Source organism: Rhodococcus sp. T7 (assembly GCF_009872365.1).
GTDB lineage: Bacteria > Actinomycetota > Actinomycetes > Mycobacteriales > Mycobacteriaceae > Rhodococcus_F.
Genome location: NZ_WXYH01000110.1, coordinates 34,226 through 58,729, shown reverse-complemented (window position 1 = coordinate 58,729; position 24,504 = coordinate 34,226). Strand labels below are relative to the sequence as shown.

The 24,504-nt window shown below is 69.1% G+C and carries 21 protein-coding genes and 1 pseudogene; 11 read left to right on the top strand and 11 right to left on the bottom strand.

Features of this window, described 5'->3' with window-relative positions; all coding sequences use genetic code 11:
- Positions 1-7 precede the first annotated feature (7 nt).
- Positions 8-2,083, top strand: coding sequence for a prolyl oligopeptidase family serine peptidase (locus MLGJGCBP_RS13165; protein ID WP_268960742.1), 2,076 nt, complete (start codon positions 8-10; stop codon positions 2,081-2,083).
- A gap of 51 nt (positions 2,084-2,134) precedes the next feature.
- Here the strand turns inward: MLGJGCBP_RS13165 and MLGJGCBP_RS13160 are convergent, their stop codons facing one another.
- Together MLGJGCBP_RS13160 and MLGJGCBP_RS13155 are read right to left on the bottom strand one after the other, a co-directional pair.
- On the bottom strand, positions 2,135-2,947 hold the full coding sequence (locus MLGJGCBP_RS13160; protein ID WP_087562197.1) for an alpha/beta hydrolase family protein: 813 nt from the start codon (positions 2,945-2,947) through the stop codon (positions 2,135-2,137).
- A 94-nt stretch (positions 2,948-3,041) separates the two neighbouring features.
- Complete coding sequence (locus MLGJGCBP_RS13155; RefSeq protein ID WP_160096105.1) at positions 3,042-4,085, bottom strand: alpha/beta hydrolase; 1,044 nt, start codon at positions 4,083-4,085, stop codon at positions 3,042-3,044.
- A 699-nt stretch (positions 4,086-4,784) separates the two neighbouring features.
- Between MLGJGCBP_RS13155 and MLGJGCBP_RS13150 the strand changes: the two genes are divergently transcribed.
- Positions 4,785-4,991, top strand: a complete 207-nt coding sequence (locus tag MLGJGCBP_RS13150; RefSeq protein WP_160096103.1) for a PspC domain-containing protein — start codon at positions 4,785-4,787, stop codon at positions 4,989-4,991.
- A gap of 120 nt (positions 4,992-5,111) precedes the next feature.
- Here the strand turns inward: MLGJGCBP_RS13150 and groL are convergent, their stop codons facing one another.
- The 5 genes from groL to MLGJGCBP_RS13125 all read right to left on the bottom strand — a co-directional run bounded on the left by groL (position 5,112) and on the right by MLGJGCBP_RS13125 (position 10,308).
- On the bottom strand, positions 5,112-6,737 hold the full coding sequence (groL, locus tag MLGJGCBP_RS13145; protein ID WP_087562199.1) for a chaperonin GroEL: 1,626 nt from the start codon (positions 6,735-6,737) through the stop codon (positions 5,112-5,114).
- A 228-nt stretch (positions 6,738-6,965) separates the two neighbouring features.
- A complete protein-coding gene (locus MLGJGCBP_RS13140) occupies positions 6,966-7,520 on the bottom strand; it encodes a DUF6764 family protein (protein ID WP_124396047.1) in 555 nt (184 codons plus the stop codon).
- Between the two features lie 80 nt (positions 7,521-7,600).
- Positions 7,601-8,380 carry an HAD-IIA family hydrolase gene (locus MLGJGCBP_RS13135; protein ID WP_087562200.1) on the bottom strand — a complete coding sequence of 260 codons (780 nt, stop codon included), beginning with the start codon at positions 8,378-8,380 and terminating at the stop codon, positions 7,601-7,603.
- A gap of 20 nt (positions 8,381-8,400) precedes the next feature.
- A complete protein-coding gene (locus MLGJGCBP_RS13130) occupies positions 8,401-9,294 on the bottom strand; it encodes a universal stress protein (protein WP_087562201.1) in 894 nt (297 codons plus the stop codon).
- Between the two features lie 12 nt (positions 9,295-9,306).
- Positions 9,307-10,308 carry a zinc-binding alcohol dehydrogenase family protein gene (locus MLGJGCBP_RS13125; RefSeq protein ID WP_201453053.1) on the bottom strand — a complete coding sequence of 334 codons (1,002 nt, stop codon included), beginning with the start codon at positions 10,306-10,308 and terminating at the stop codon, positions 9,307-9,309.
- Between the two features lie 147 nt (positions 10,309-10,455).
- Here MLGJGCBP_RS13125 and MLGJGCBP_RS13120 point away from each other — a divergent pair, with 147 nt between their 5' ends.
- Both MLGJGCBP_RS13120 and MLGJGCBP_RS13115 read left to right on the top strand, forming a co-directional pair.
- Complete coding sequence (locus MLGJGCBP_RS13120) at positions 10,456-11,619, top strand: helix-turn-helix domain-containing protein (protein ID WP_160096099.1); 1,164 nt, start codon at positions 10,456-10,458, stop codon at positions 11,617-11,619.
- An 85-nt stretch (positions 11,620-11,704) separates the two neighbouring features.
- Complete coding sequence (locus MLGJGCBP_RS13115) at positions 11,705-12,961, top strand: NAD(P)/FAD-dependent oxidoreductase (RefSeq protein ID WP_160096097.1); 1,257 nt, start codon at positions 11,705-11,707, stop codon at positions 12,959-12,961.
- Between the two features lie 20 nt (positions 12,962-12,981).
- Here the strand turns inward: MLGJGCBP_RS13115 and MLGJGCBP_RS13110 are convergent, their stop codons facing one another.
- Together MLGJGCBP_RS13110 and hutH are read right to left on the bottom strand one after the other, a co-directional pair.
- Positions 12,982-13,845 carry an alpha/beta fold hydrolase gene (locus tag MLGJGCBP_RS13110; RefSeq protein WP_160096095.1) on the bottom strand — a complete coding sequence of 288 codons (864 nt, stop codon included), beginning with the start codon at positions 13,843-13,845 and terminating at the stop codon, positions 12,982-12,984.
- 32 nt (positions 13,846-13,877) lie between these two features.
- Positions 13,878-15,425 (bottom strand): histidine ammonia-lyase, encoded by a 1,548-nt coding sequence (hutH, locus tag MLGJGCBP_RS13105; protein WP_160096093.1) that lies wholly within the window; start codon positions 15,423-15,425, stop codon positions 13,878-13,880.
- Between the two features lie 476 nt (positions 15,426-15,901).
- On the opposite strand from hutH, the gene MLGJGCBP_RS13100 reads away from it, so the two are divergent.
- The 6 genes and pseudogenes from MLGJGCBP_RS13100 to MLGJGCBP_RS13075 all read left to right on the top strand — a co-directional run bounded on the left by MLGJGCBP_RS13100 (position 15,902) and on the right by MLGJGCBP_RS13075 (position 21,772).
- Positions 15,902-16,357 (top strand): SRPBCC family protein, encoded by a 456-nt coding sequence (locus MLGJGCBP_RS13100; protein WP_087558884.1) that lies wholly within the window; start codon positions 15,902-15,904, stop codon positions 16,355-16,357.
- Positions 16,358-16,400: 43 nt separating this feature from the next.
- A complete protein-coding gene (locus tag MLGJGCBP_RS13095; RefSeq protein ID WP_160096091.1) occupies positions 16,401-16,913 on the top strand; it encodes a hypothetical protein in 513 nt (170 codons plus the stop codon).
- Positions 16,888-17,924: pseudogene (locus MLGJGCBP_RS13090) on the top strand (MerR family DNA-binding transcriptional regulator). The gene MLGJGCBP_RS13095 and the pseudogene MLGJGCBP_RS13090 overlap by 26 nt, the downstream one beginning before the upstream one ends.
- Before the next feature lie 63 nt (positions 17,925-17,987).
- Entirely contained in the window at positions 17,988-18,701 is a 714-nt protein-coding gene (locus tag MLGJGCBP_RS13085) for a phosphatidylserine decarboxylase (protein ID WP_087558887.1), read from the top strand.
- Positions 18,698-19,561, top strand: coding sequence for a CDP-diacylglycerol--serine O-phosphatidyltransferase (gene pssA, locus MLGJGCBP_RS13080; RefSeq protein WP_087558888.1), 864 nt, complete (start codon positions 18,698-18,700; stop codon positions 19,559-19,561). Before MLGJGCBP_RS13085 ends, pssA begins: the two co-directional genes overlap by 4 nt.
- A gap of 27 nt (positions 19,562-19,588) precedes the next feature.
- On the top strand, positions 19,589-21,772 hold the full coding sequence (locus MLGJGCBP_RS13075) for an AAA family ATPase (protein ID WP_160096089.1): 2,184 nt from the start codon (positions 19,589-19,591) through the stop codon (positions 21,770-21,772).
- 39 nt (positions 21,773-21,811) lie between these two features.
- Here MLGJGCBP_RS13075 and MLGJGCBP_RS13070 read toward each other — a convergent pair whose 3' ends face one another.
- Positions 21,812-22,564: an isocitrate lyase/PEP mutase family protein gene (locus tag MLGJGCBP_RS13070; RefSeq protein WP_160096087.1), complete on the bottom strand. Its 753-nt coding sequence runs from the start codon at positions 22,562-22,564 to the stop codon at positions 21,812-21,814.
- Between the two features lie 110 nt (positions 22,565-22,674).
- Between MLGJGCBP_RS13070 and MLGJGCBP_RS13065 the strand changes: the two genes are divergently transcribed.
- Complete coding sequence (locus MLGJGCBP_RS13065) at positions 22,675-24,027, top strand: hypothetical protein (protein ID WP_160096085.1); 1,353 nt, start codon at positions 22,675-22,677, stop codon at positions 24,025-24,027.
- Here the strand turns inward: MLGJGCBP_RS13065 and MLGJGCBP_RS13060 are convergent.
- Positions 24,024-24,464 (bottom strand): NUDIX hydrolase, encoded by a 441-nt coding sequence (locus MLGJGCBP_RS13060; RefSeq protein ID WP_236581066.1) that lies wholly within the window; start codon positions 24,462-24,464, stop codon positions 24,024-24,026. The two genes, MLGJGCBP_RS13065 and MLGJGCBP_RS13060, sit on opposite strands and share 4 nt — an antisense overlap.
- Between the last annotated feature and the right edge of the window lie 40 nt (positions 24,465-24,504).

The window sequence follows — 24,504 nt, the reverse complement described above, 5'->3', positions numbered from 1 at the left end:
TAGCCTCATGCGTCACACCTTTGCCGCCGCGACCAGGCACGACACCGCCTGCAAGAATGGCGCCATGACGGATCCCTTCCTCTGGCTCGAAGATGTCACCGCGGAACGGTCACTCGACTGGGTGCGGGAGCGCAACGCCCGCACGCTCGCCGAGTACACCGAGAACGCCGGGTTCTCCGCGCTGGAGAGCCGGATCCTGGACGTGCTCGACACGGACGACCGGATCCCCTACGCGGGCATGCGCGGCGAGTACCTGTACAACTTCTGGCGCGACGGCGAACACAAGCGCGGCATCTGGCGGCGCACCACCCTCGAGCAGTACCGCACCGACAACCCCGAGTGGGACGTCCTGCTCGACGTCGACGCACTCGCCGAACGGGAGGGCGAGAACTGGGTGTGGGCAGGCGCGAGCGTGCTGCGACCCGAGCAGTCACGTGCCCTGCTGTCGTTCTCGCGCGGCGGCGCCGACGCGTCCGTGGTGCGAGAATTCGACCTCGAGACGCGCGAATTCGTCGGCGGCGACCACGCGTTCGACGTCCCCGAGGCGAAGACCAGCATCAGCTGGATCGACAAGGACACCGTGTACGTCGGGACCGACTTCGGCGAGGGCTCGATGACCGACTCCGGCTACCCGCGAATCGCGAAGCGCTGGCATCGCGGCACACCGTTCACCGAGGCGGTCACCGTCTTCGAGGGCGAGACCACCGATGTGTCCGTCGGCGCGTCGTACGACGACACCCCCGGGTACGAGCGGCACTTCGTCGGCCGGTCGATGGACTTCTACAACTCCGAACGCTACGAACTGCTCCCCGACGGGTCGAAGGTCCGGATCGACACCCCCGACGACGCGGGCTCGTCCGTGTACCGCGAGTGGTTGACCATCCGTCCGCGCACCGACTGGGTAGTGGACGGCACCGTTTACCCGGCCGGGTCGCTGCTCGCCGCGAACTACGCCGACTTCCTCGCCGGGTCCCGTGAGCTGACGCCGCTGTTCACCCCGGACGAGCACACGTCCCTCGAACAGGGAACGTGGACCCGGAACCACCTCCTCCTCGTGCGGCTGTCGGACGTGCAGACCAAACTGTCGGTGCTCACGCCCAACGACACCGGGTGGGAGGAGAAGCCGCTCGACGGTGTCCCGGAACTCACCGCGAGCGGGATCATCAGCACCGACCCGCGCACCAGCGACGACTTCTTCGTCAACTCCAGCGGATTCACCACACCGGCGACGCTGCTGTACGGCTCGGTCGGGGGCGCGCTCGAACCCGTCAAGCAGGCACCCTCGTTCTTCGACGCGGACGGCATGTCGGTGTCGCAGCACTTCGCGGTGTCCGACGACGGAACCGAGATCCCCTACTTCGTGGTGCGCCGCGACGACGTGACCGGCCCCTGCCCCACCATGCTGTACGGGTACGGCGGCTTCGAGAACTCGATGGTCCCCGGGTACAGCGGGTCGGTCGGGTTCGCGTGGCTCGAACGCGGCGGCGCGTACGTGGTCGCGAACATCCGCGGCGGCGGCGAGTACGGCCCCTCGTGGCACACCCAGGCGGTGCGGGAGGGTCGGCACAAGGCGTTCGAGGACTTCGCCGCCGTCGCCCGCGACCTCGTGGCCCGGGGCATCACCACGTCGAAGCAACTCGGGATCCAGGGCGGCAGCAACGGCGGACTGCTCATGGGCGTCATGCTCACCCGCTACCCGGAACTGTTCGGCGCGATCGTGTGCCAGGTTCCGCTCCTCGACATGAAGCGGTATCACCTGCTGCTCGCCGGGGCGTCGTGGATGGCCGAGTACGGCGATCCGGACAACCCGGACGACTGGAAGTTCATCGGCGAGTACTCGCCGTATCAGAACACCGATCCGGCGGCGGACTACCCGCCGATCCTGGTCACCACCTCCACCCGCGACGATCGCGTCCATCCCGGCCACGCCCGCAAGATGACGGCGCTGCTGGAAGAGCAGGGCCACGAGGTCTGGTATTACGAGAACATCGAGGGCGGGCACGGCGGGGCCGCCGACAACGCGCAGGCGGCATTCAAATCGGCGCTCACGTTCACGTTCCTGTGGGAGCAGCTCACCCGTTGACCCCACCTGTGAGTACTTCTTAACCGCCGGCGGTTAATAAGTACTCACAGGTCAGGTGTGGTCGTGGATCCAGTCGACGATCCGGTCGACGGTGCTCGCGGGCTCGCGGATCCACCCGTTGTGGCCGAGCGGTTGCGGCTGGTGCCACAGTGTGACGTCGGCGTTCGGGAGTTTCGCGAGGAGGTTCTTCGCCGCCGATTCAGGAGCCAGATCGTCCCCTTCGACGGTCACGGACAGCACCGGCAGTTTCAGCCGGCCGATGCGTTCCTCGTAGTCGATGTCGGCGCCGTCGGGTTCGATCCTGCCGGTGCGGGCGAATCGCGACCAGTCGGTGATCAGCACCTTCGACTGCCGTCCGAACCCGCCGATGTCCAGTTTGTCGCCGGGCCAGAACCCGGCCAGGTTGGCGGTCATCGACATCGCCGCGGCGCCGACGAGCATCCGCGGGGCGTGGATCCCGGGGAACCCCCGGTGATACGGCGACCCGGACGCGACGAGCACGATCCCGCCGAGCCTGCCCCGGATCCGTGCCCCGTACATCACGCCGAGCTGACCGCCCATGCTGTGCCCGAGCAGGAAGGGCGTCGCGGCCGGAAAACGTTCCCGCACCACCTCGAAGATCGCGGGAAAGTCGAGGGCCACCAGTTCGTGGTAACCGTACGTGCTGTCACTGCTCGGGCGGGGGCGGCTGTCGCCCTGGCCGCGGAGTTCGCCGATCGCCGCGTTGAATCCCCGGGACACGAGTTCCTCGGCGAAGGGTTCGTAGTAGCCGGCGGGAATTCCCAGGCCGGGAAACACCACGACCACGGGGGCGTCGTCCGGGCCGGGAAACAGGCGAACCGGAGTGGTGGTTCCGTCGGGCATCTGGATCGGTACTGTCTCCACTTCGTCAGACTAGACGGCTCGACCCCCGCAGATCCGGGATCTGCGGGGGTCGATTCTGTTCCGAGACCGGACGCTACAGGCCGATCGACGCGGCGAGCATCGGCCACGACTTGTGCAGGTCTTCCTGCCAGTAGGTCCAGGAGTGGGTGCCGGTGGGCCGGAAGTCGAACGTCGCGGGAATCTGCAGTTCGTTCAGCCTGTCCGCCAGCGCGTGGGTGCACTGGTTGGTGGCGGCCTCGATGACGCCGCCGACGAGAATCTGGTTGGCGAGCGTTCCGACGTCGCCGTTGATTCCCGGTGCGTTCAGCTGATCGCCGGCCCCGGGCAGCCCGGATCCGTTGCTGACGTAGATGTCGAGTCCGCGCAGCTTCTCCGCGTTGATGTACGGGTCGTTGGCGGCCCAGCCGGGACCGTTTTCAGGACCCCACATGTTGGAGGTGTCACCGCCGCCACGACCCTCGACGACCATCTGTACGTACGCGCGGCCGGGGTCGGTGCTGGTCATCGCGCACCCGCTGTAGGCGCCGACGCTCTGGTACAGGTCTGGCGCCGACTGCGCCAGGCTCAGCACGGAGCTACCAGCCATCGAGATGCCGGCGATCGAGTTGACGCCGTTGGTGTCGAGCGCGGAGTCGACGATCGGCGGAAGTTCCTGCGTGAGGAACGTCGTCCACTTGTTGTTGCCCAGTTCGGGGTCGGTCTGCTCCCAGTCGGTGTAGTAACTGAATGCGCCCTCCATGGGCGTGACGACGTTGACGTTCTTGTCGGCGAAGAAGTCGACGACGTCGGTCCGGGCCTGCCACGTCGCGGAGTCCTCGCCGCCGCCCGCACCGTTGAGCAGGTACAGCGTCGGCCTCGGGGCGCTCGTGTCCGCGGGAGTGATCACCCGCAGCGGAATCTCCCGGTCCATGGAGGCCGAGTACACGTGAATGGTCGACTGCCGGTCGTCGATCGGGTCGGTGCTCACCAGGTGGGAGCCGCCGGCCGCGACAGTGGCGTCTTCGGCGGGATCGGCGGAAGCGGACGCCTGGACCCCGAGGCACGGAATGGCCGTCGTCAGAGCGACCGCGAGCGCCAGCCGAACCCCATACCTACCCGCTGCAGTGCGGTTGACCATCCTTCACCTTCCGTCTGGGCGCTGCTCGCACTTCCTCCGAGCACCGAACTGGGGCCCACAGTGTCGCATGCGGGCCCCAGTGTCCGTGAAGTTCGGGGGCTCCTCAGGAGCTACCGAGGGCTAGGACTTTCAGGACGAATTCCAAGAGGGTCTCGAGATTCATATCCAGTCACTCCTGATCTATGTGTGGCGGTTTCGAGCTGCGCCGTCGGACGCATTTCATTTGTACCGGACGCGACGTATCAACCAAAGAGAATATTTGTAACATTTCAAACTGTTACCCGGGTGTAGATTGCTTGATTGCCCGGCTAATCCCCAATTGCCTGCAGAACGGGCCTCATAACCAGGGAAGATGCGCAATTTCGACCTCCCGAGCCTTGCTCCCGTAACCGAATAGCGACAGAACACACTTTGCTTCGCCATTTCCGGACCTTTTCTTGTCCTCGCCCTCGAATTTCCCGCCGAAGAAACGATGAGTTGGCGAATTTCGCACATCTCTTCTTTGGCCGTGCTACACGAATCCCATTTGTCCAGAAATAGAAATACTGCAAACAAAATTTTTAAGTGTTACACCAATTCGAACCGAAGTGTGGGATATCGAGTTCTTCGGCGCGTCGCCGCTGCTCAGGGTGAAAGACCAGGGTGGAGATCGGGGTACATCCCGATGTGCCGGCCGGTTTCGGCGAACAGGATGGAAACATGACATTCGACAGCAACACCCCCCGCCAGTTCGCCCGTTCCGACAGCCAGAAGATGCTCGCAGGCGTCTGCGGCGGCGTCGCCGAATACTTCTCGGTGGACGTCAACCTCGTCCGGTTGCTCACCGTGGTGGCCACCCTGGTCACCGGCGGCACCGCGGCCCTCGTCTACCTCGCCGCCTGGATGCTGATGCCTGCCGGACACTGAGACGACGAAAAGAGCCCGGGACACCAGTTGGTGTCCCGGGCTCTTTCGGAGCACTTCGTGCCCGTGAGTGGGAAACGAGTCCGGGGACTCCTCAGCCACGCACGGGAGGCGTAGCCGCCTTTAGAAGTCCATACCGCCCATGCCGCCGGTCGGGTCGCCCACGGGCGCTCCGGCCTTCTCCGGCTTGTCGGCGACGACGGCCTCGGTGGTCAGGAACAGAGCCGCGATGGACGCTGCGTTCTGCAGCGCGGAGCGGGTGACCTTGACCGGGTCGTTGATGCCGGCTTCGAGCAGGTCGCCGTACTCGTTGTTCGCGGCGTTGAGGCCGTGACCTGCGGGCAGGTTGCGAACCTTCTCGGCAACGACGCCGGGCTCGAGGCCCGCGTTGAAGGCGATCTGCTTCAGCGGTGCTTCGAGGGCGACGCGAACGATGTTCGCACCGGTGGCCTCGTCACCTTCGAGCTTCAGGTCGTCCAGTGCGGGAGCCGACTGCAGCAGAGCCACGCCACCACCGGCGACGATGCCCTCTTCGACGGCAGCCTTGGCGTTGCGCACGGCATCTTCGATGCGGTGCTTGCGCTCCTTGAGCTCCACCTCGGTGGCAGCGCCGGCCTTGATGACTGCAACGCCACCGGCCAGCTTGGCCAGGCGCTCCTGCAGCTTCTCGCGGTCGTAGTCGGAGTCGCTGTTCTCGATCTCGGCGCGGATCTGGGACACGCGACCGGCGATGGCCTCGGGGTCTCCCGCGCCTTCGACGATGGTCGTCTCGTCCTTGGTGATGACGACCTTGCGTGCCTGGCCGAGCAGCTCGAGTCCGGCGGTCTCCAGGGAGAGGCCGACCTCTTCGCTGATGACCTCGCCACCGGTGAGGATGGCAATGTCGGCGAGCTGAGCCTTGCGACGGTCACCGAAGCCGGGAGCCTTGACGGCCACGGACTTGAAGGTGCCACGGATCTTGTTGACCACCAGGGTGGACAGGGCTTCGCCCTCGACGTCCTCGGCGATGATGACCAACGGCTTGCCGGACTGGATGACCTTCTCCAGCAGCGGCAGCAGGTCCTTGACCGTGGAGATCTTGGAGCTCACGAGCAGGATGTACGCGTCCTCGAGGACGGCTTCCTGACGCTCCGGGTCGGTGGCGAAGTACGCCGAGATGTAGCCCTTGTCGAAGCGCATGCCCTCGGTGAGCTCGAGCTGCAGGCCGAAGGTGTTGGACTCCTCGACCGTGATGACGCCTTCCTTGCCGACCTTGTCCATGGCCTCGGCGATGAGCTCGCCGATGGACGGGTCGCCTGCGGAGATACCAGCGGTAGCAGCGATCTGCTCCTTGGTGTCGATCTCCTTGGCGGTCTCGAGCAGACGCACGGTGACGGCCTCGACGGCCTTCTCGATGCCGCGCTTCAGACCCAGCGGGTTGGCGCCGGCAGCGACGTTGCGGAGGCCCTCACGGACGAGAGCCTGGGCGAGAACGGTAGCGGTGGTGGTTCCGTCGCCGGCGACGTCGTCAGTCTTCTTGGCGACCTCCTTGACCAGCTCGGCACCGATCTTCTCGTAGGGGTCCTCGAGCTCGATCTCCTTGGCGATGGACACGCCATCGTTGGTGATCGTGGGGGCGCCCCACTTCTTCTCGAGCACGACGTTGCGACCCTTGGGGCCCAACGTCACCTTGACTGCGTCGGCGAGGGCGTTGAGTCCCCGCTCGAGGCCGCGACGGGCCTCTTCGTCGAACGCGATGATCTTGGCCATTGCGAAGTGATCCTCCGGATTGGGGGTGACACACAAGGCGACCGCTAGTCGGGTCGCCTCATTTACGCCTTCGGCCGAGTTCGGTGCCCGCGACGGACGACCAGGGGTGTCTGTGGTTCCCGGTCTCACCGTCCCGACCTGGCACTCACCCGTGGCGAGTGCCAAGTGCATTTTTAGCACTCGAACAGGGTGAGTGCAAGGTCGGGGCGGAAGCGCTGTGCGGGGCGATCAGCGCATCGCGCAGACCTGACCGGTGTTCAGGTTGAAGGCGAGGGACAGCGCGCCGACGCAGTCGACGCCGTTCGCGTCGGCCGTCGCACCCGAACCCCAGCCCGCGATCGCGACGGTGGTGGTGCCGTCGGCCGCGCCCGAACGGGCGATGCCGCCGCCGAGCGAGACGGCGTACGCCTGACCCGAGCCCGTCGACGCACCGAGCGACGTTCCGTATCCGTTGGCGTACGTGGTGGCGCCGCTGTGCCCGTTGGCCACGCTCACCGCGGTGCCGCTGTCCGCGGCCATCGCGTGGGCGGTGCCGGCCTCGGTCGCCTTGGCGCCGCAGCTCGCGGTGTCCGACACCTGGACGTCGTTGGCCGACGGCGGGGAGACGCAGTTGACGGGGGCGGCACCGGCGACGCCTGCGCCGGCCACCGAGATTCCCGCCGCGACGCCCAGACCCACGGCCATCGCCGCTCCCACACGTGCCAGCCGTCGGCCGAACAGAGTCGAGATACGAGTACGCGATGCCGAGGCGGTCGAGGTGACGGGGGTGGAGACAGCGAGCATGGAAGCTCCTTCTGGGAACGTCGAATTGGAGGATTCGCCGCGAGAGTACCCGCTCCGGGCCGGTTAGTCCCGGACCCCGCTCAGGCGAGTTCGTCGAGGAGCTTCGGCAGCTGCGCGACCGAGTCGACGACGTGGTCCGGTCGCTGCGCGACGAGGTCCAGAATCGACTGGCGGAACTTGCCCGTCCGTACCAGGACCCCGGTGAGTCCCACCCGCTGCGCGGCCAGGACGTCACCCGTCAGGTCGTCGCCGACCATCATCGTCACGTCCGGTCCCGTACCCATCAGATCGGTGGCGGTGAGGAACGCGGCGAGCGACGGCTTGCCGACCGACACGACGTTGGTCCCCGCGACCTCCTCCATCCCGGGGAGGTAGGTGCCCGTGTCGATGCGCAGCCCGTCGTGGGTGGCCCACGTGGTGCCCCGGTGCATCGCGACGACGGGGACGCCGTCGAGCATCAACTCGACCACGCGGCTGAGTGCGCCGTGGGTGAATTCGGGCCCGGCGCCGCCGAGGATCACCACCTCCGGGTTCTCGTCGTCCAGTTCGATCCCGGACAGATCGGCGGTGATGTCGCCGCTGTTGAGGACCCAGGCCCGCGACCCGGGATATGTCGACCGGACGTACTCGGCGGTGAGCCGCGCCGCGGTGACGATCTCGTCGGAGTCGGCTTCGATGCCTGCCGACCGGAGGGCGTCGGCGATCTCGTCGCACGTCCTCGACGTCGTGTTGGTGAGGTATGCGCACGCGAGTCCGCGCTCGCGCACCTCCCGCACCGCGGCGGCGGCACCGTCGATCGGATGCCACGAAGTAACCAGCACACCGTCGATATCGAGCAGGACACCCTCGACCCCAGCCATGACAGGAGCCTATCCCGGCATCACTGCCGAGTCCGGCAGACGAGGACGGGGCAGGGAGCGTGATGCACGAGATTCTGGCTGACGGATCCGAGCAGGGCACCCATCACCTTGCCCCGGCCGTGGCTTCCGACGACCAGCAGTTGCGCGGTCGCCGCGTGCCGCAGCAGGACGTCGGCGGACGCCCCCTGCGTCGAAACCTCGGTCACCGGCACGTCGGGATACTCGTCGCGGGCGCCGGCGAGGCATTCGGACACGACGGCCTTCTCCCCTTCTTCGTAGGCGGCCCAGTCGACGTACTTCGACGCGTGCGCGAGCCCGTGCTGCTTCTCTCCGCTCCACGCGTGCACCGCGTCCAGACCGACCCCGAACGCGGACGCGAGTGCGAACGCCTCCTCGACGGCGTTCTCGCTGACCTGGCTGCCGTCGACGCCGACGACGATCGGGCGGGCGTCCGGTGAGGCCGGCGCAGGCGCTCCCCGGACCACCGCGACCGGGCTGTGCGCGTGGTTGACCGTCCGCAGGACCGTGGATCCGAGGAGGTAGTCGGTGACCGCACCCGCACCCTGCGCGCCGACCGCGACGATCCGCGCCGCCCGCGACAGCTCGATCAGGTGGGACGCCGCGGTCCCGGATCGGACGTCGCGCTCGACGGCGAGGCCGGGCTGATCCTGCAGGGCGGCGGCGGTGGCGGCGTCGAGCATCGTGTTGCCGTCCTCGCGCAGTTCCTGGATGAACTGGGCGTCGATCATCATCGCGGTGCCGTTGTAGAACGTGGCCTCGTCCGGGTACGTGTGGGCGAGCAGGAGCGGGGCGCCGAGCCGGGCCGCCGCGCCCGCGGCCCAGCGCGCCGCGTCGAGCGCGGCCCGGGAACCGTCGATACCGACGACGACGGGTGACCCTGCTTGTTCGCTCATATCTCTCTCCCTCTACGGCTCGAGAACTGCTGCACCGCTGAACTTTCCGACCGCCAGGTCCTTCAGGGCCCGGTCGGCGTGGTCGAGTGGGTACGGGTGGGTGTCGATGCTCAGCCGGTGTTCCGCTGCGATGCGCAGGAATTCGACGGAATCCGAACGGGTGTTGGCGGTGACGCTGCGGATCTGCCGTTCCCGGAACAGGTGCCGCTGGTATTCGAGCGCGGGGATGTCGGTGAGGTGGATTCCGGCGACGGCGAGGGTGCCGCCGTCGGCGAGCGCCTCCATCGCGACGGGCACCAGGTCGCCGACCGGGGCGAACAGGATCGCGGAGTCGAGGGGCTCCGGCGGTGTGTCGCGCACGCCCTGCACGGATGACGCCCCGAGTCGCTCCGCCAGCGCCCGGGCCTCCGCCCCTCGTGTCATGACGTGCACCCGGGCGCCGCGCGCCAGCGCGACCTGGGCGGTGAGGTGCGCACTGCCGCCGAAGCCGTAGATGCCGAGCGTGCCGCCGACGGGGACCGCGGCACGTTCGAGTGCCCGGTAGCCGATGATCCCGGCGCACAGCAGCGGGGCGAGTTCGGTGTCCGTGTACCCCTCCGGCAGGTGCAGCGCGTAGCCGGCCGGGACCGTCGCGAACTCGGCGTACCCGCCGTCCGCGTCCCATCCCGTGTACTGCGACTGCCTGCACAGGTTCTCCGCGCCGCGCAGGCAGGCCGCGCACTGTCCGCACGTGTGCCGGAGCCACGCGATGCCCACCCGGTCCCCGACGGCGAAGGACCCGGCCAGCGAATCACCCAGCGCGGCAACCTCTCCCACCACCTCGTGGCCGGGAATCACCCGGGGCCGGTGCACGGGGAGATCCCCCTCCGTCACGTGCAGGTCGGTGCGGCACACTCCGCACGCCAGGACCTTCACGAGAAGATCGCCCGGTCCCGGCTCGGGGATTCGCTCGCGGTCCCGTTCCAGCGGGTGGCCCGCGACGGGCCCCGGAGCGACCACGCGCCACGCGGTCATCGTTCCGGTTCCGCCCTGCGTCGCCGCCATACCCCCACAATGCCCGTGACGGGTGGCCACCGCCAGGACCGAAGAGGCCCGTGTCTCGAGGACACGGACCGCGGCGAAGACCCTGCCGGATCGCGTCCGGCAACTAGGCTCGCACCCATGGACCTGCGCGGTGAAGACCTGTTCACGGTGGCGGGGTCGCTGGCCGAGCTGATCGGGGCCCCGATCACGATCGAGGACGAGAACTCGACGGTCCTGGCCTATTCGAGCGGCGAGCAGGCCGTGGACCAAGCGCGCATCGAGACCATCCTGGGACGGCAGGTGCCCGGTAAGTACCGGCAACTCCTCGAGGACGCGGGCGTCTTCGAGCGTCTGCACCGGGACACCGACGTCTTCTACGTGGACATGCGACTGCCGAACATGACTCCCCGCGCGGTGATCGCGGTGCGGGACGCGGGACGGTCGGTCGGGTCGATCTGGGCGGCGATGACGTCGGCCCCCACCCCGGAACAGGAATCGATCCTGCGGTCCGCGGTCCCGGTCGTCGCCGAGCACATCGCGGCGGAGCGGGAACGGGTGGACGTGACACGCCGGATGCAGGTCGACCGCGTGCGTGCGCTGATCAACGGCGGCGAGCCCGCTTTCCGCGCCGCCGACGACCTCCGGCTGGAGGGACGGCTGACGGTCGCGGCAGCCGCCCCCGTCGCGATCGGGCGCCCGCTGCCCTCCGGTTTACTCGCCTCCCTTGGCCTGTACCTCGACACGCTGGCGGTCGATTCGGTGGCCGCGCAACTCGACGACGTCATCTACGTGGTCATCGCCGCGTCGGAGAAGGACGTCCGGCGCCTCGCGGAGGACTTCCTCGGTCGCGCCCGCAGCGGGGCTACGTTCGTGGTCGCCGTCGGACGCGAGGTGAGCACGGCCAGCCAGGCGCACCTGTCGCGCGGGGACGCCGACCGGGTGCTCACCGTGCTGCAGCACGCCCGGTCCGGTGGTATCGCCGGGACGATGCGGGACAGTCTCGCGTCCGTGTTGGCGTTGCGCGTCGCCGACATCTTCGACGGCCTGGGCGAGCTCACCCCGCTCGCCGCGCTCACCCGGCACGACGAGCAGCACGGCACCGACCTCGTCGCCACGGCCCGCGCCTTCCTGGCGCACGGCGGCGACGTCGCCGATGCCGCCGCCGCGCTGCACGTGCATCCCAACACGCTGAGGAATCGGCTGCGGCGCTGCGTCGATTCGTGCGACGTGGACCTGGCCGACGCCGACACCCGGCTCATCCTGATGCTGCACCTGAAGCTGACGGGACTGCGGGATTTGTGACCCCTGGCCGATTGCACAGGGGGCGCTGTCCGGAATTGGCCGAACGGCTACTGCCCCGGCTCCCTCGCCCGCCGATCATGGAGTCATGAGCACAGTGCAGCGCCCTGACCATGTCGCGATCGTCGGAGCAGGCGTCGTCGGATTGTCCACGGCGTGGTTCCTCCAGGAGCGTGGCGTGCGCGTCACCGTCGTCGACCGCGCGGGTGTCGCGGCGGATGCGTCGTGGGGCAATGCGGGTTGGCTCGCACCGGCATTGACGCTGCCGCTGCCCGAGCCGGCCGTGCTGCGGTACGGCCTGCGCGCGATGCTGAATCCGTCCTCGCCGGTCTACGTTCCGTTCACGACGGATCTGCGGCTGGTACGTTTCCTCGTCGGTTTCGCCCGGCACTGCACGCCCTCCCGGTGGGCGGACGCGATGAAGGTGTACGCCGAGGTCAACCGGATCTCCCTGGGCGCCTACGACGAACTCGCGGACGGCGGCGTCCGGGAGCACACGCATCTCGCCGACCCGTTCCTCACCGCGTTCAAGTCGGACGAGGACCGCGAAGCGCTCGTCGACGAGTTCCGTCACGTCGAGGCCGCGGGCGGCGAGGTCGAGTACGACCGCGTCGACCGCGACGAGATTCATTCTCTCGAGCCGAGTCTCGGCGACGGCGTGCACTCCGGGCTGCGGCTGCGCAACCAGCGCTTCATCGACCCACCGCGCTTCGTGCATTCGCTCGCCGACGCGGTCCGCGCCCGGGGCGGCGAGATCAGGTCCGGCTTCGACGTGGTGGCGGTGCAGGATCGGGGGCAGTCGGGCGTCCGACTGGTCGCGGCTTCCGGCGACACGGTGACCGCCGATTCCGTCGTCCTCGCCGGCGGCGCACACCTCAATACGCTCGCCCGCCCGTTCGGTGTCCGCGCCCTGGTGCAGGCCGGCCGCGGGTACAGCTTCAGCGTCCAGCCCGAGCAGATGCCGAAGAACCCGATCTACTTCCCCACCCAGCGGGTGGCGTGCACCCCGCTGCACGACCGTTTCCGCGTCGCCGGAATGATGGAATTCCGCAGTCCCGACGCACCTCTCGATCCGCGCCGGGTACAGGCGATCATCGCGGCCGCGACGCCCATGTTCACCGGCATCGACTGGGAGTCGCGTCAGGAGGAGTGGGTCGGATCCCGGCCCTGCACCACCGACGGGCTTCCGCTCGTCGGCGCCACCCGCTCCCCCCGTGTGCACGTGGCGGGCGGCCACGGCATGTGGGGCATCGCCCTGGGGCCGCTCACCGGACGCATGATGGCCGACTCCATGACCGGCGGCGAGGTTCCCGCCGTCATGCGGCATTTCGACCCGCTGCGCTGAACCAGGCTGCTGAACCAGGCTCAGGACCGGGCCGCCCAGAATCTGCGCAGTTCGACGACCAGTTCGCGTGAACGCTCGTCGGGGAAGAACAACTTGCCACCCCGGATCTCCACGACTTCCCGGGCTCCCGGAATGAGATCGCGGAGCCGGTAGGCCCACGGGGTCCGGAAGAACAGGTCTCCGGTGCCCCACACGATGAGTGTGGGCACCTCGAGCGCCGCGAGGTCCGACTCGACCGCGAGCAGGTCGCGCGGATTCAGCGACGCGATCCAGCGCTGGAAGAGCAACGCGCGGTCGCGGGTGCCGAGCAGCGGCTCGACGTACGCCGCCACGACCTCTTCCGGTAGCGAACGCACGTTCTGATACCCGGTGCCGTACAACAGCTTACGAGCCCTCGTCACGTTCCTCGTCAACGGCGGCAGGGTGCGGGCAAGCAGTCCGGCCCGGGCCAGCAACACGGTGGGCAGGAACGCCTTCGGCGGCACGTTGTCGTGGGTGTCACAGTTCGTCAGCGTCAGGGTCGACAACCGGTCGGGGTGCCGGGCGGCGTAGATCTGCGCGACAGCGCCGCCGGTGTCGTTGGCGACCACGTCGACCTTGTCCAGGCCCAGCGCGTCGCAGGTGGCCGCGACGACGTCGGCCAGTGCGCCCAGCGTGAAGTCCTGATCGGGTGCGGCGGGGGTGTGACCGTGCAGCGGGAGGTCCAGGGCGATGCAGCGTCGTTCGTCCTCGAGTTGACGGATCACGTTGCGCCAGAGGTAGCCGGACGTGCCGACACCGTGAATGAAGAACGCCACCCGTCCGGTGCCGGAATCGAGGTAGCTGACCGGTCCACGGTCGGTGTCGACGGTCTTCCGGCGCGTGTCGAACTCCGCGAGTGCCATGCGGACCATCTCCTGCAGTCCACGGTACGGCGTCAGTCCAGCCGCCCCACCACCGACTCCGCGCTCGCGACCAGTGCGCCGGAGGCGGCGAGGGCGACCGCGGCCTCGATCTCCGGCGCTAGGTGACGGTCGGTTCCCGGCCCGGCAACATGCGCACGGATCGTGTCCCGCACCGCCCCCGTCGCCGGCGACGGTGCGAGCGGTGCCCGCAGGTCGAGCGCCCGAACAGCCGTCAGCGCCTCGACGGCGAGGACCCGGGTGAGCCCGTCGACCGCCCGGCGCAGCTTCCGGGCGGCGGACCACCCCATCGACACATGGTCCTCCTGCATCGCCGACGACGGAATCGAGTCGACGCTCGCCGGCGCCGCGAGCCGCTTCAGTTCCGACACGATCGCGGCCTGGGTGTACTGCGCGATCATGTGGCCGCTGTCGACACCGGGATCGTCCGCCAGGAACGGCGGCAGCCCATGGTTGCGGGCGACGTCGAGGAATCGGTCGGTGCGGCGCTCGCTCATGCTCGCGACGTCCGCGACGACGATGGCCAGGAAGTCCAGCACGTACCCGACCGGCGCCCCGTGGAAATTGCCGTTCGACTCCACCCGGCCGTCGAGGGTCACGACCGGGTTGTCGACGGCGCTCGCCAGTTCCCACGACGCCACCTGCTCGGCGTGCGCGAGGGTGTCCCGCGCGGCGCCCGCGACCTGCGGCGCGCATCGCAACGAGTAGGCGTCCTGCACCACGGTGCAACTCGGGTTGGCGTGACTCTGCACGATCTCGGAGCCGGCGAGCAACCGGACCATGTTCGCGGCGGCCCGCGCCTGGCCGGGGTGGGGCCGCAGCGCCTGCAGGTCGGGGGCGAACACCTTGTCGGTGCCGAGCAGTCCCTCCACGCTCATCGCCGCCGTGACGTCGGCCAACCGCAGCAGCGCGCGCAGGTCCTCGCACGCCAGCAGCAGCATGCCGAGCATGCCGTCGGTGCCGTTGATGAGGGCGAGCCCCTCCTTCTCCTCGAGGACCACCGGCGCGATCCCCGCAGCGGACAGCGCTCTCGCGGCCGGCACGAGTGCGCCGTCCGCGTCCCGCACGGTGCCCTCGCCGATCACCGCGAGCGCGACGTGGGCCAACGGCGCCAGATCGCCGGAGCACCCGAGGCTGCCGTACTCGTGCACCACGGGAGTGATCCCCGCCGACAGCAGCGAGGCGTAGACCTGCGCGACGTCCGGCCGGGCGCCGGTCCTGCCGGTGGCGAGGGTCGACAGCCGCAGCAGCATCAGAGCGCGCACCACCTCGCGTTCCACCTCGGGCCCGTTTCCGGCGGCGTGCGAGCGGACGAGGCTGCGCTGCAGTTGCGTACGCAGGGCGGAGGGAATGTGCCGGGTGGCGAGGGCCCCGAACCCCGTCGAGATGCCGTAGACGGGCTTCGGGTCCTCGGCCAGCGCCTCGATGCGCTTGCGGGTTTCCGCCATCGCCGATATCGCGTCGCGCGAGATCCGCACCGGCGCGTCGTGGCGCGCCACCCGGATCACTTCTTCGGCGGAGACCGCACCGGTTCCGACCACGACACACTCTTCGGCTCCCACAACCCCAGTCTCCCCCGGGTCTGGGCGGAGAGTGACGGGATTGCGGGAGCCACGACGGCGTCTACAACCGGCCGCGGAGAGCTTCCTCGATTTCGCGTGGCGTCATCAAACGTTCGAGTTTTTCACTCGGCCACGAGGACGGACGTCCTTGCAATCGGGCTGATTCGAGTAGAGGGAGAGGGCTGCGGTCCCACCGCAGGATCGAATGGACATTCACTACCGATCACTTCCGAACACCGACTCGACAACTTTCCAATTTGCGCCATTGCATCGGCGACAGTTCGTCGCACTATTGACTCATCGCCAATCGTGCCCCTTTGGTTACACGGTTTCGATGAGGCGCGCGGAAGTGCTGGAAAACTGCGGTCCGGGCACGGTTTCAGTGACCTACCGCACAGCCCTTTGGCCACAAGGCCTACCATGACGCAAAAGTAATTGTTACCTTACGTACCACCTTCCCTGACTGGAGACAGCCGATGGCAACCACCCTCGAAGCAAGCATCGACATCGACGCGACCCCGCAAGACGTGTGGGCCGTCGTCTCGGACCTGAAGCGGATGGGCGAATGGAGCCCCCAGTGCCGAAAGATGCGCGTCCTCGGTGGCGTCGTCGAAGAGGGCACGAAAACCGTCAACATCAACCGCAAGGGTCTCCTCGTGTGGCCGACCACGTCGAAGGTCGTGACGTTCCAGCCCAACAAGGCCATCGCCTTCCGGATCCTCGAGAACCGCACCATCTGGTCGTACGAACTCGAGCCGACCGCAAACGGAACCAAGGTCATCGAGCGCCGCGAAGCCCCGACCGGAACGTCCAAGGTGTCGCAGTTCCTCGTCAAGACCGTCCTCGGCGGCAACGACGACTTCGAGGTCGACCTCGTCAACGGCATGAACACCACCCTCGCCCGGATCAAGTCCGCCGCCGAGGGCAAGTAGCCGGGTTGACCCTCGACCTGGTCGAGGCCTCAGCGTTGTCCGCATGGACACACCCGACGCCGTCATGGCGAGGATCGCGCAGGGGCAGGAACGGGCAGTAGCGGGTGACCGGGAGGGCGCCCGCCGCATCTTCGAGGAGGTGTGGGACGCCCTCCAGGGCTCCGGCGACACCGCGCCGGACCCGCTGCACATCGTTACGCTGGCTCATTACATGGCGGACGTCCAGACCGACCCCGCCGAGGAACTGCGCTGGGACCTGCGAGCCCTGGATGCCGCCGACTCGCTGACCGACGACCGCGCGAATGAGCATCACTCGTCACTGTCGGTCGCGGGCTTCTACCCATCGCTGCACCTCAACGTGGCGGCCGCTCGTCACGCCCTCGGCCAGTCGATTGAGGCACGCCACCATCTCGATCGGGCAGCGCAGTGCTGCAAACACCTCGCGGACGACGGCTACGGGCGGATGATCCGCGGGGGCATCGCCCGACTCCGCGCCGAACTGGACGCGACTGTCGGACCGCCGGGGCAGAGTGGGCGCCGTGCTCAGCATCGGTGAACTCGCCCGCGCGTCCGGTCTGTCGGTCAGCGCGCTGCGGTTCTACGACAAGGCCGGGGTGCTCACCCCGCACGCGGTCGACCCGCGCACGGGGTACCGCTGGTACACGGACCGGCAGGTGGATGCCGCCGTCCTCGTCGCCGCGATGCGCCGGGTGGGGATGCCGGTGAAGGAGATGGGCGCCGTGCTGAGCGGCACCGACGCGCACGGACTTCTGGACCGGCATCTCGGCCGGCTGGAGCAGGGCCTTGACGACGCCCGCCGCGAACTGACGCGGATCCACCGCCTGCTCGACGCCCGAGCGGACCGGACGCGGACGGTCGTCCTCCGCACCGCCGACCTTCTCGCCGCGGTCGGTGCGGTGCGGTTCGCCGCCGACGCCGACTCGGAGTTCCCGGTGCTGCGCGGCTGCCTCTTCGAGACGGACCAGGGCGTGCTGCGGCTCGTCACCACCGACCGCTACCGGCTGGCGGTCGCAGCGGCGGCCGTGCTCGAACCGCTGGTTGAATCGATCTCCGTGGTCGTCCCGTGCACGTTCCTGGACGACGCTGCCGGGTTGCTGCGGCGCCACCGCACGGTGACCGTCGTCGTGGGCGCCGACTCCATCACCCTCCGCTGCGGCCGCGAACAGCTCACCACCGGCCTCGTCGACGGCGCCTTCCCCGACCATCGCAGCCTGTCGCCCAGCGACCCGGGAATCGAACACACCTTCTCCTCGGCGACCCTGCGCGCACTCCTGGCCGAAGGGGGCGACCGGGTGGATCTGGGGGTTCTCGAGTCGGGTGAGATCGTCGTCGGCCACTCGGGCACCGACCAGCCCGTCCGCTTCCACGTGCAGGTGAACGCCGTTTTCTCCTCGAAGCCGTCGATGCGCTGCCGGGCGAGCAGTTGACGTTCCGGGTCGGTGGACCCATCACGCCCCTCGCCATCCGGCCACGATCCGTTCACACATCGGACCCCGCGAGTGCGTACTCTCTCCTGATGCCGTTGCAGCCGGAAGCGCTCACGTAATCTGTGGGTGCGGCGCGATGGCGCGCAGGCAGCACGTCCGTCCGAACACAGTTAGAGGAGCCCGTGGCACGCAAGCCCACACCCCCCGGAACCCCCCAAGCCACGAGCGTCGGGCACATCGTCGACCTCGTCCGCGGAGCAGTTCCGCCCCTGCATCCGGCCGGGCTGCCCTTCGTCCTCGCACCACTCGGCGTGGCCGTCCTCGGCCGCAACCGCAAGTGGGTTCGTCGCGGAGCACTGACCTCCGCCGCTGCCTGCGCCGCATTCTTCCGGCATCCGCACCGCGTTCCGCCGAACCGCGTCGGCGTCGCAGTCGCACCCGCCGACGGTGAGGTCGCGCTCGTCGACTCCGCGGTCCCGCCGTCCGAACTCGACATGGGAACCGAGCCGCTCCCCCGGGTCAGCATCTTCCTGTCCGTCCTCGACGTGCACGTCCAGCGCAGCCCCGTCGGCGGTGAGGTGACGAAGGTCGTCCACCGGCCGGGCAAGTTCCTCTCCGCCGACCTTTCCGACGCCAGCGAGGTCAACGAACGCAACAGCATGCTGCTGCACACATCGGAGGGCCACGACGTCGCCGTCGTCCAGATCGCCGGTCTGCTCGCCCGCCGGATCGTCTGCGACGCCAAGGTCGGCGACACTCTCCCGATCGGTGACACGTACGGCCTGATCCGGTTCGGCTCCCGCGTCGACACATACTTCCCGGCGGGCACCACGCTGCTCGCCGAGCGGGGACAGCGGACGATCGGCGCCGAGACCGTCATCGCTCAACTGCCGTGATCGCCAACGCGAAGAAACAGCGGAGGGGACGACCTCAGCAGGCGGTGCGGCTCCTGCCGAGTGTCGTCACGATCCTCGCGCTGTGCGCGGGACTGTCCGCCGTCAAGTTCGCGCTGGACGACGACCTGGGAACGGCGCTGGCCATGATCGGCGCCGCCGCGGTCCTCGACTCGCTCGACGGGCGGATCGCGCGACTGCTCGACGCCACCAGCAAGATGGGCGCCGAACTGGATTCGCTCGCCGATTCCATCTCGTTCGGCGTCGCCCCGGCTCTCGTTCTCTACGTCACGTTGCTGGACGGGCAGAGTTTCGGCTGGATCATCGCCCTGATCTACGCAGTGAGCATCGTGCTGCGGCTGGCCCGGTTCAACACGCTCCTCGACGAGGACGACATGCCGGGGTACGCCAACGAGTACTTCACGGGTGTCCCGGCGCCGGCGGGTGCGCTGGTCGCGCTGGCCCCGCTGGCCGCCGCCGCGCAGTGGGGCGACGGTTGGTGGTCGTCGTATCCCGTCGTCGTGGCATGGACCGTGCTCTCCGCGGCGCTGATCGTCAGCCGGATCCCCACGCTTGCACTGAAGACGGTGTCCGTGCCCCCGCACATGGCGGCCGGTCTGCTCGTCCTCGTGGCGCTCGCGGCGGCGGCCCTGGTCACCTACCCGTACATCCTGCTGATCGTCCTCGTCGCGGTGTACCTCGGGCACATTCCGTTCGCCGTCCACTCGAAGCGGTGGGTGGCCGCGCGACCCGAGACGTGGGACATCAAGCCGTCCGAGCGGCGAGCCATCCGGCGTCAGCCCGACGCCCGCGGCAGGCGGTCCGCGGCGCGGCTCGGACTGCGCCGTCCCCGGGCCCGGTAGGTCGCTCCCGCACGTAGGCTCGACGGCGTGACCTCACCGGAACTCGCGCTCACAGTCCGACTGAACACCTCGGCCGCCGACACCCGGCGCGGCGTGGTCCGGCTGCATCCGGAAGCCCTGGCCGCGCTGGGACTCCGCGAGTGGGACGCGATCGCCCTGATCGGCGCGCGCCGCACTGCCGCCGTTGCCGGTCGCGCGCCGGCCGGAACCCCCACCGGGACCGCGCTCCTCGACGACGTGACGCTGTCCAATGCCGGGCTGTCCGAGAACAGCACCGTCGTCGTGACACCGGTGACGGTGTACGGCGGGAAGACGGTGACCGTCAGCGGCTCCAATCTGGCCGTCAACTCCGTCTCCGACGTCACCCTGCGTCACGCCCTGCTCGGCAAGGTCCTCACCGTCGGCGACACGGTGTCGCTGCTCCCCCGCGATCTGGGCCCCGGAACCAGCACCGCCCCCGCGACCCAGGCCCTGTCCCGGACGTTCGGTGTCGCCTGGACGTCAGAACTGCTCACCGTGACCGGGGTCGACCCGGCCGGTGGTGCGGTGAGCGTGCAGCCCAACACTGCGGTCGGGTGGGGTGAGGGTGTGCGCGCGACGGTGACCGCGTCGCCGTCGCGGCTGCCCGCGCCGCCGGTCCGGGCAGCCGAGGACGTACCCCCGGTCCCGGTCGAGGACCTCGTCGGCGCCCGCACCCAGGCGGCCAAACTCACCGAGTGGCTCGGGTTGGCCCTCGACGAACCCGAACTGCTCCGCACCCTCGGGGCCTCACCCCATCTGGGCGTCCTGGTGACCGGGCCCGCCGGTGTCGGGAAGGCGACGCTCGCCCGTTCGGTTCTCGCGTCCCGGCGGGTGGTCGAACTCGACGGGCCGAGTGCCGGCGCGCTCGAGGCGGGCTCCCGGTTGCAGCGGGTCACCGCAGCGGTCGAGGCGGTCCGCAGCGGCGGGGTCCTGTTGATCACGGACATCGACGCCCTGCTGCCGTCCACCCCGGAACCGGTGTCGGCACTGATCGTCGAGCAACTCCGCGGCGCGGTCGAGACCGTCGGGGTCGCGTTCGTCGCGACGTCGGCGCACCCGGAGTCGGTCGACACCCGGTTGCGGGGGCAGGACCTGTGCGACCGCGAACTCGCCCTCACCCTGCCCGACGGCTCCACCCGCCGGGCCCTGCTGGAACTGCTCCTGAGGAAGGTGCCCAGCGACGGCATCGCCCTCGACGCGATCGCGGCCCGCACACCGGGGTTCGTCGTCGCCGACCTCGCCGCGCTGTGCCGGGAAGCCGCCCTGCGCGCCGCGTCCCGCGCGGCCAGGAAACCCGTCGAACCGGCGCTCACCCAGGACGACCTCCTCGGCGCACTCGACGTCATCCGCCCGCTGTCGCGGTCGGGCAGCGAGGAACTCGCGATCGGCAGCGTCACCCTCGACGACGTCGGGGACATGGTGGAGACCAAGCAGGCGCTGACGGAAGCGGTGCTGTGGCCGTTGCAGCACCCGGATTCGTTCGCCCGGCTGGGTGTCGACCCCCCGCGCGGCGTGCTGCTCTACGGTCCGCCCGGCTGCGGAAAGACGTATCTCGTTCGGGCGCTGGCCAGTTCGGGACATCTGAGTGTGCACGCCGTCAAGGGCGCCGAGCTGATGGACAAGTGGGTGGGCGCGTCCGAGAAGGCGGTCCGCGAACTGTTCCAGCGGGCACGGGATTCGGCGCCGTCGCTGATCTTCCTCGACGAGGTGGACGCTCTCGCGCCGCGCCGCGGCCAGAGTTCCGATTCCGGGGTGGCCGACCGGGTGGTCGCCGCGCTGCTCACCGAACTCGACGGCGTCGAACCGCTGCGCGACGTGGTGGTCGTCGGCGCCACCAACCGGCCCGACCTCATCGACCCGGCCCTGCTGCGCCCCGGCCGCCTCGAGCGGCTGGTGTTCGTGCCGCCGCCGGACGGCGACGCCCGCCGCGCGATCCTCCGGACGTCCGGGAAGGCGGTCCCCCTCGCCGACGATGTCGATCTCGACGCCCTCGCGGACGATCTCGACGGCTACTCGGCCGCCGACTGCTCGGCGTTGCTGCGGGAAGCCGCGCTGGCCGCGATGCGCCGGAACATCGACGCCGCCGACGTCACCGCGGCCGACGTGGCCGAGGCACGCGAAAAGGTGCGCCCCTCACTCGATCCCGAGCAAGTGGCGCACCTGAAGGCGTATGCGCTGTCGCGCCCGTGAGTACTTGTTAACCGCCGGCGGTTAACAAGTACTCACGGGTCAGGACCAGCGGCCGAGCAGAGTGGCCGCGTGTGCGGCGAGGGCGGCCTGGAAGAACGGACCGAAACTCACCCGCGCGACGCCGAGCGGGCCGAAGCTCGCCGGATCGTCCTGATCGGGCAGCCCGATCGCGTTGACGGGCAGCGGAAGCTCCGACGTGAGCCGCTTCTGGGTGGCGTCGTCGTGACGGCCAACGGGGTAGAGCACGTCGGCTCCGGCCTCGGCGGCGAGCTTCAGTCGCGCGATCGCCCGGTCGACACGGTCGGACTCGTCGCCCACCTGCTTCACGAACAGGTCGGTCCGCGCGTTCACGACCACGTGGACCCCGGCGGCGTCGGCGGCCTGCCGCAACCCTCCGACGAAGTCGGCATGCTCCTGCGGCTCGCGGAGGCGTCCGCCCTCGCTGTGGACCGTGTCCTCGATGTTCAGACCCACCGCGCCCGCACCGATCAGACCCTCGATGAGGCGGGCCGGCTCGAGCCCGTATCCGGATTCGATGTCGACCGACAGCGGCAGCTCGACCGCGGCGGTGATCTGCGAGATGCGGTGCAGCAACTCGTCGAACGTGATTCCCTCGTTGTCAGGCTTGCCGATCGAGTCGGACACCGGATGGCTTCCGACCGTCAGCGCCTGAAACCCGGAGGACACAGCCAGATTCGCGGACCACGCATCCCACACGGTGGGCAGGATGACGGGGTTGCCGGGCCGGTGCAGCTCCAGCAGGGTGGTGGCCTTCTCGTTGATCGACGTCATAGGGGGCTCCTCGCCTCGGGGTATTCGATCGGAGTCGTTCTCGGGCACGCCTTCGGTGCCAACACCGGGTTCGCCATTTCCATTCCTACCCGCTCGAGTACCGTGAGCAGATGGACTTCCGGGAACCCCTGTCGGCCGCGGCTGCTCTCGCGTCCGGCGCACTTGCCGGGTTCGTCCTCACCAATCCCCGCAACCGGGCGTGGACGATCAACGCCTCCGATCGCGAGATCGACCGGTGGATCAGCAGTCAGCCGACCGGTGTGGTGGTGGCCCTGGTTCTCGCCGTCATCGCGGTGGGCGGTCTGCAACGGTCGGGCTCCCGCCGGGTGTCGTGGCTCCTGGCCGCGGCGTGCGCGGTCATCCTGATCGGCGCGCGCTGGGCGGTGCCCGGCGCCGGCAGCGTCGACACGTTGATCGCGCTGCACTTCGCCAAGACGGCGACTGCCGGGTTCCTGCTGGGCGCGGCGGTCGCCGCGGTGTGGGGTCGCTGGGCGTCACAGCTGGCGCTGACTCTCGGGGTCGCGGGCGCGTTCCTCCTCGCAAGTGTGCAGAAACTGCCGCGCGGCGACGCCGCGTATGTCGAACCCGCGAGCATGAGCACCTCGGCGATCGGCGAACCTCCGCAGTGGCTGCTTGTCGGAGTTCTCGTCCTCACGCTCGCGTCGGCGGTGCTGGCACGGTCGCAGTTCCGGGTGCAACGCCTCGAACGGAAGACCCTGCTGACCGCGCTGGTCGGGGCCCTCGGACTCGCGCTGCTCAACCGGCTGCTCGGGGCGTGGATCGACGATCAGGAATTCGGCGAACCCCTGACGGTCTGGCTGATCGTCGCGTTCTCGATCGCCGTGATCCTGACGGTCACCGTGCTGATCGGGCGACGGCTCCCGGGGATCGACGGACATTTCCTCCTCGCGGCAACCGGGGTCACCGCCGCGGCCGTGCTCGTCCTCGACGACCTCCGCACCCCGCGGGTGACGACGCCCGCGCCGGCGTTGCTGGCGGTCGGCGTCGTCACCCTCGCCGCGGGAATGGCGGTGGCGGTCAGGGTTCCGCCGAAGTGGCGACGGCCCGGGTGGGGTCTGTGTCTCGCCGCCGTCGTTCCGCTGGTCGCCACCATCTCCCCCGACTTCGGCAACGACGGCGTCGCGCTCCTGCTCCGGCTGGCGGTCCTGGGCGGAGGGACGGGTTTCGCGCTCGCCTCCGCGCTGCCCGGTTCTGCGCCCGTCGCGGTGCTCGGTCTGGCGCTGCCGTTCGCGTCGCTGGTGTTCGTCGCGGCGACCACGGTCCCCCGCAGCCGGGTGGTCTATTCGGGTGCGCCCAGCGAGCACCATCTGCCGTCTTCGCCGGCCTCGACCGCCGCGTCCGACCATCTCGCCGGTGTCGCGATGCTGCTCGTCGTCGCGTTCTGCGTCTACTCGCTCCGTGAGCGCCACAGTGCACCGGAGGGCACCGCGCCACTCACCTAATCGAGGAGGCCCAGCGACTGCAGTCGGCGGAACACGAGCATCGAGTCGGGCGCGACGTCCGGCATCGCCGCGTATTCGTCGACGGTGAAGTACCGCAATTCGGCGATCTCGCTCGTCGGCCGCGGCTCGGAGCTCAGTTCGGCGAGAAAGCAGGTCATGTGCAGGTCCGTGCCCTCGGGATGTCCGTATGCGGGAGCCTCGAAAACCCCCAGGCGTGCGAGTGTCCCGTCGACGATTCCGGCGTCGAGTTCTTCCCGGATCTCGCGGTGCAGAGCCTGTTCGGCGTTCTCGCCCGGGTCGATCTTGCCGCCGGCCATGTAGAACGCGGTCTTCCCCACCGAACGCGTCTGGAGGAGTTTGCGGTCACGGATGTGGGCGAGCGCGGCGGTTCGGATCTCGGCGGGCACCGACCCAAGATAGATCAGTCGGGCACGCACCCATAACCTCGCGCCCATAACACAGCACGCCCCTTTAGTC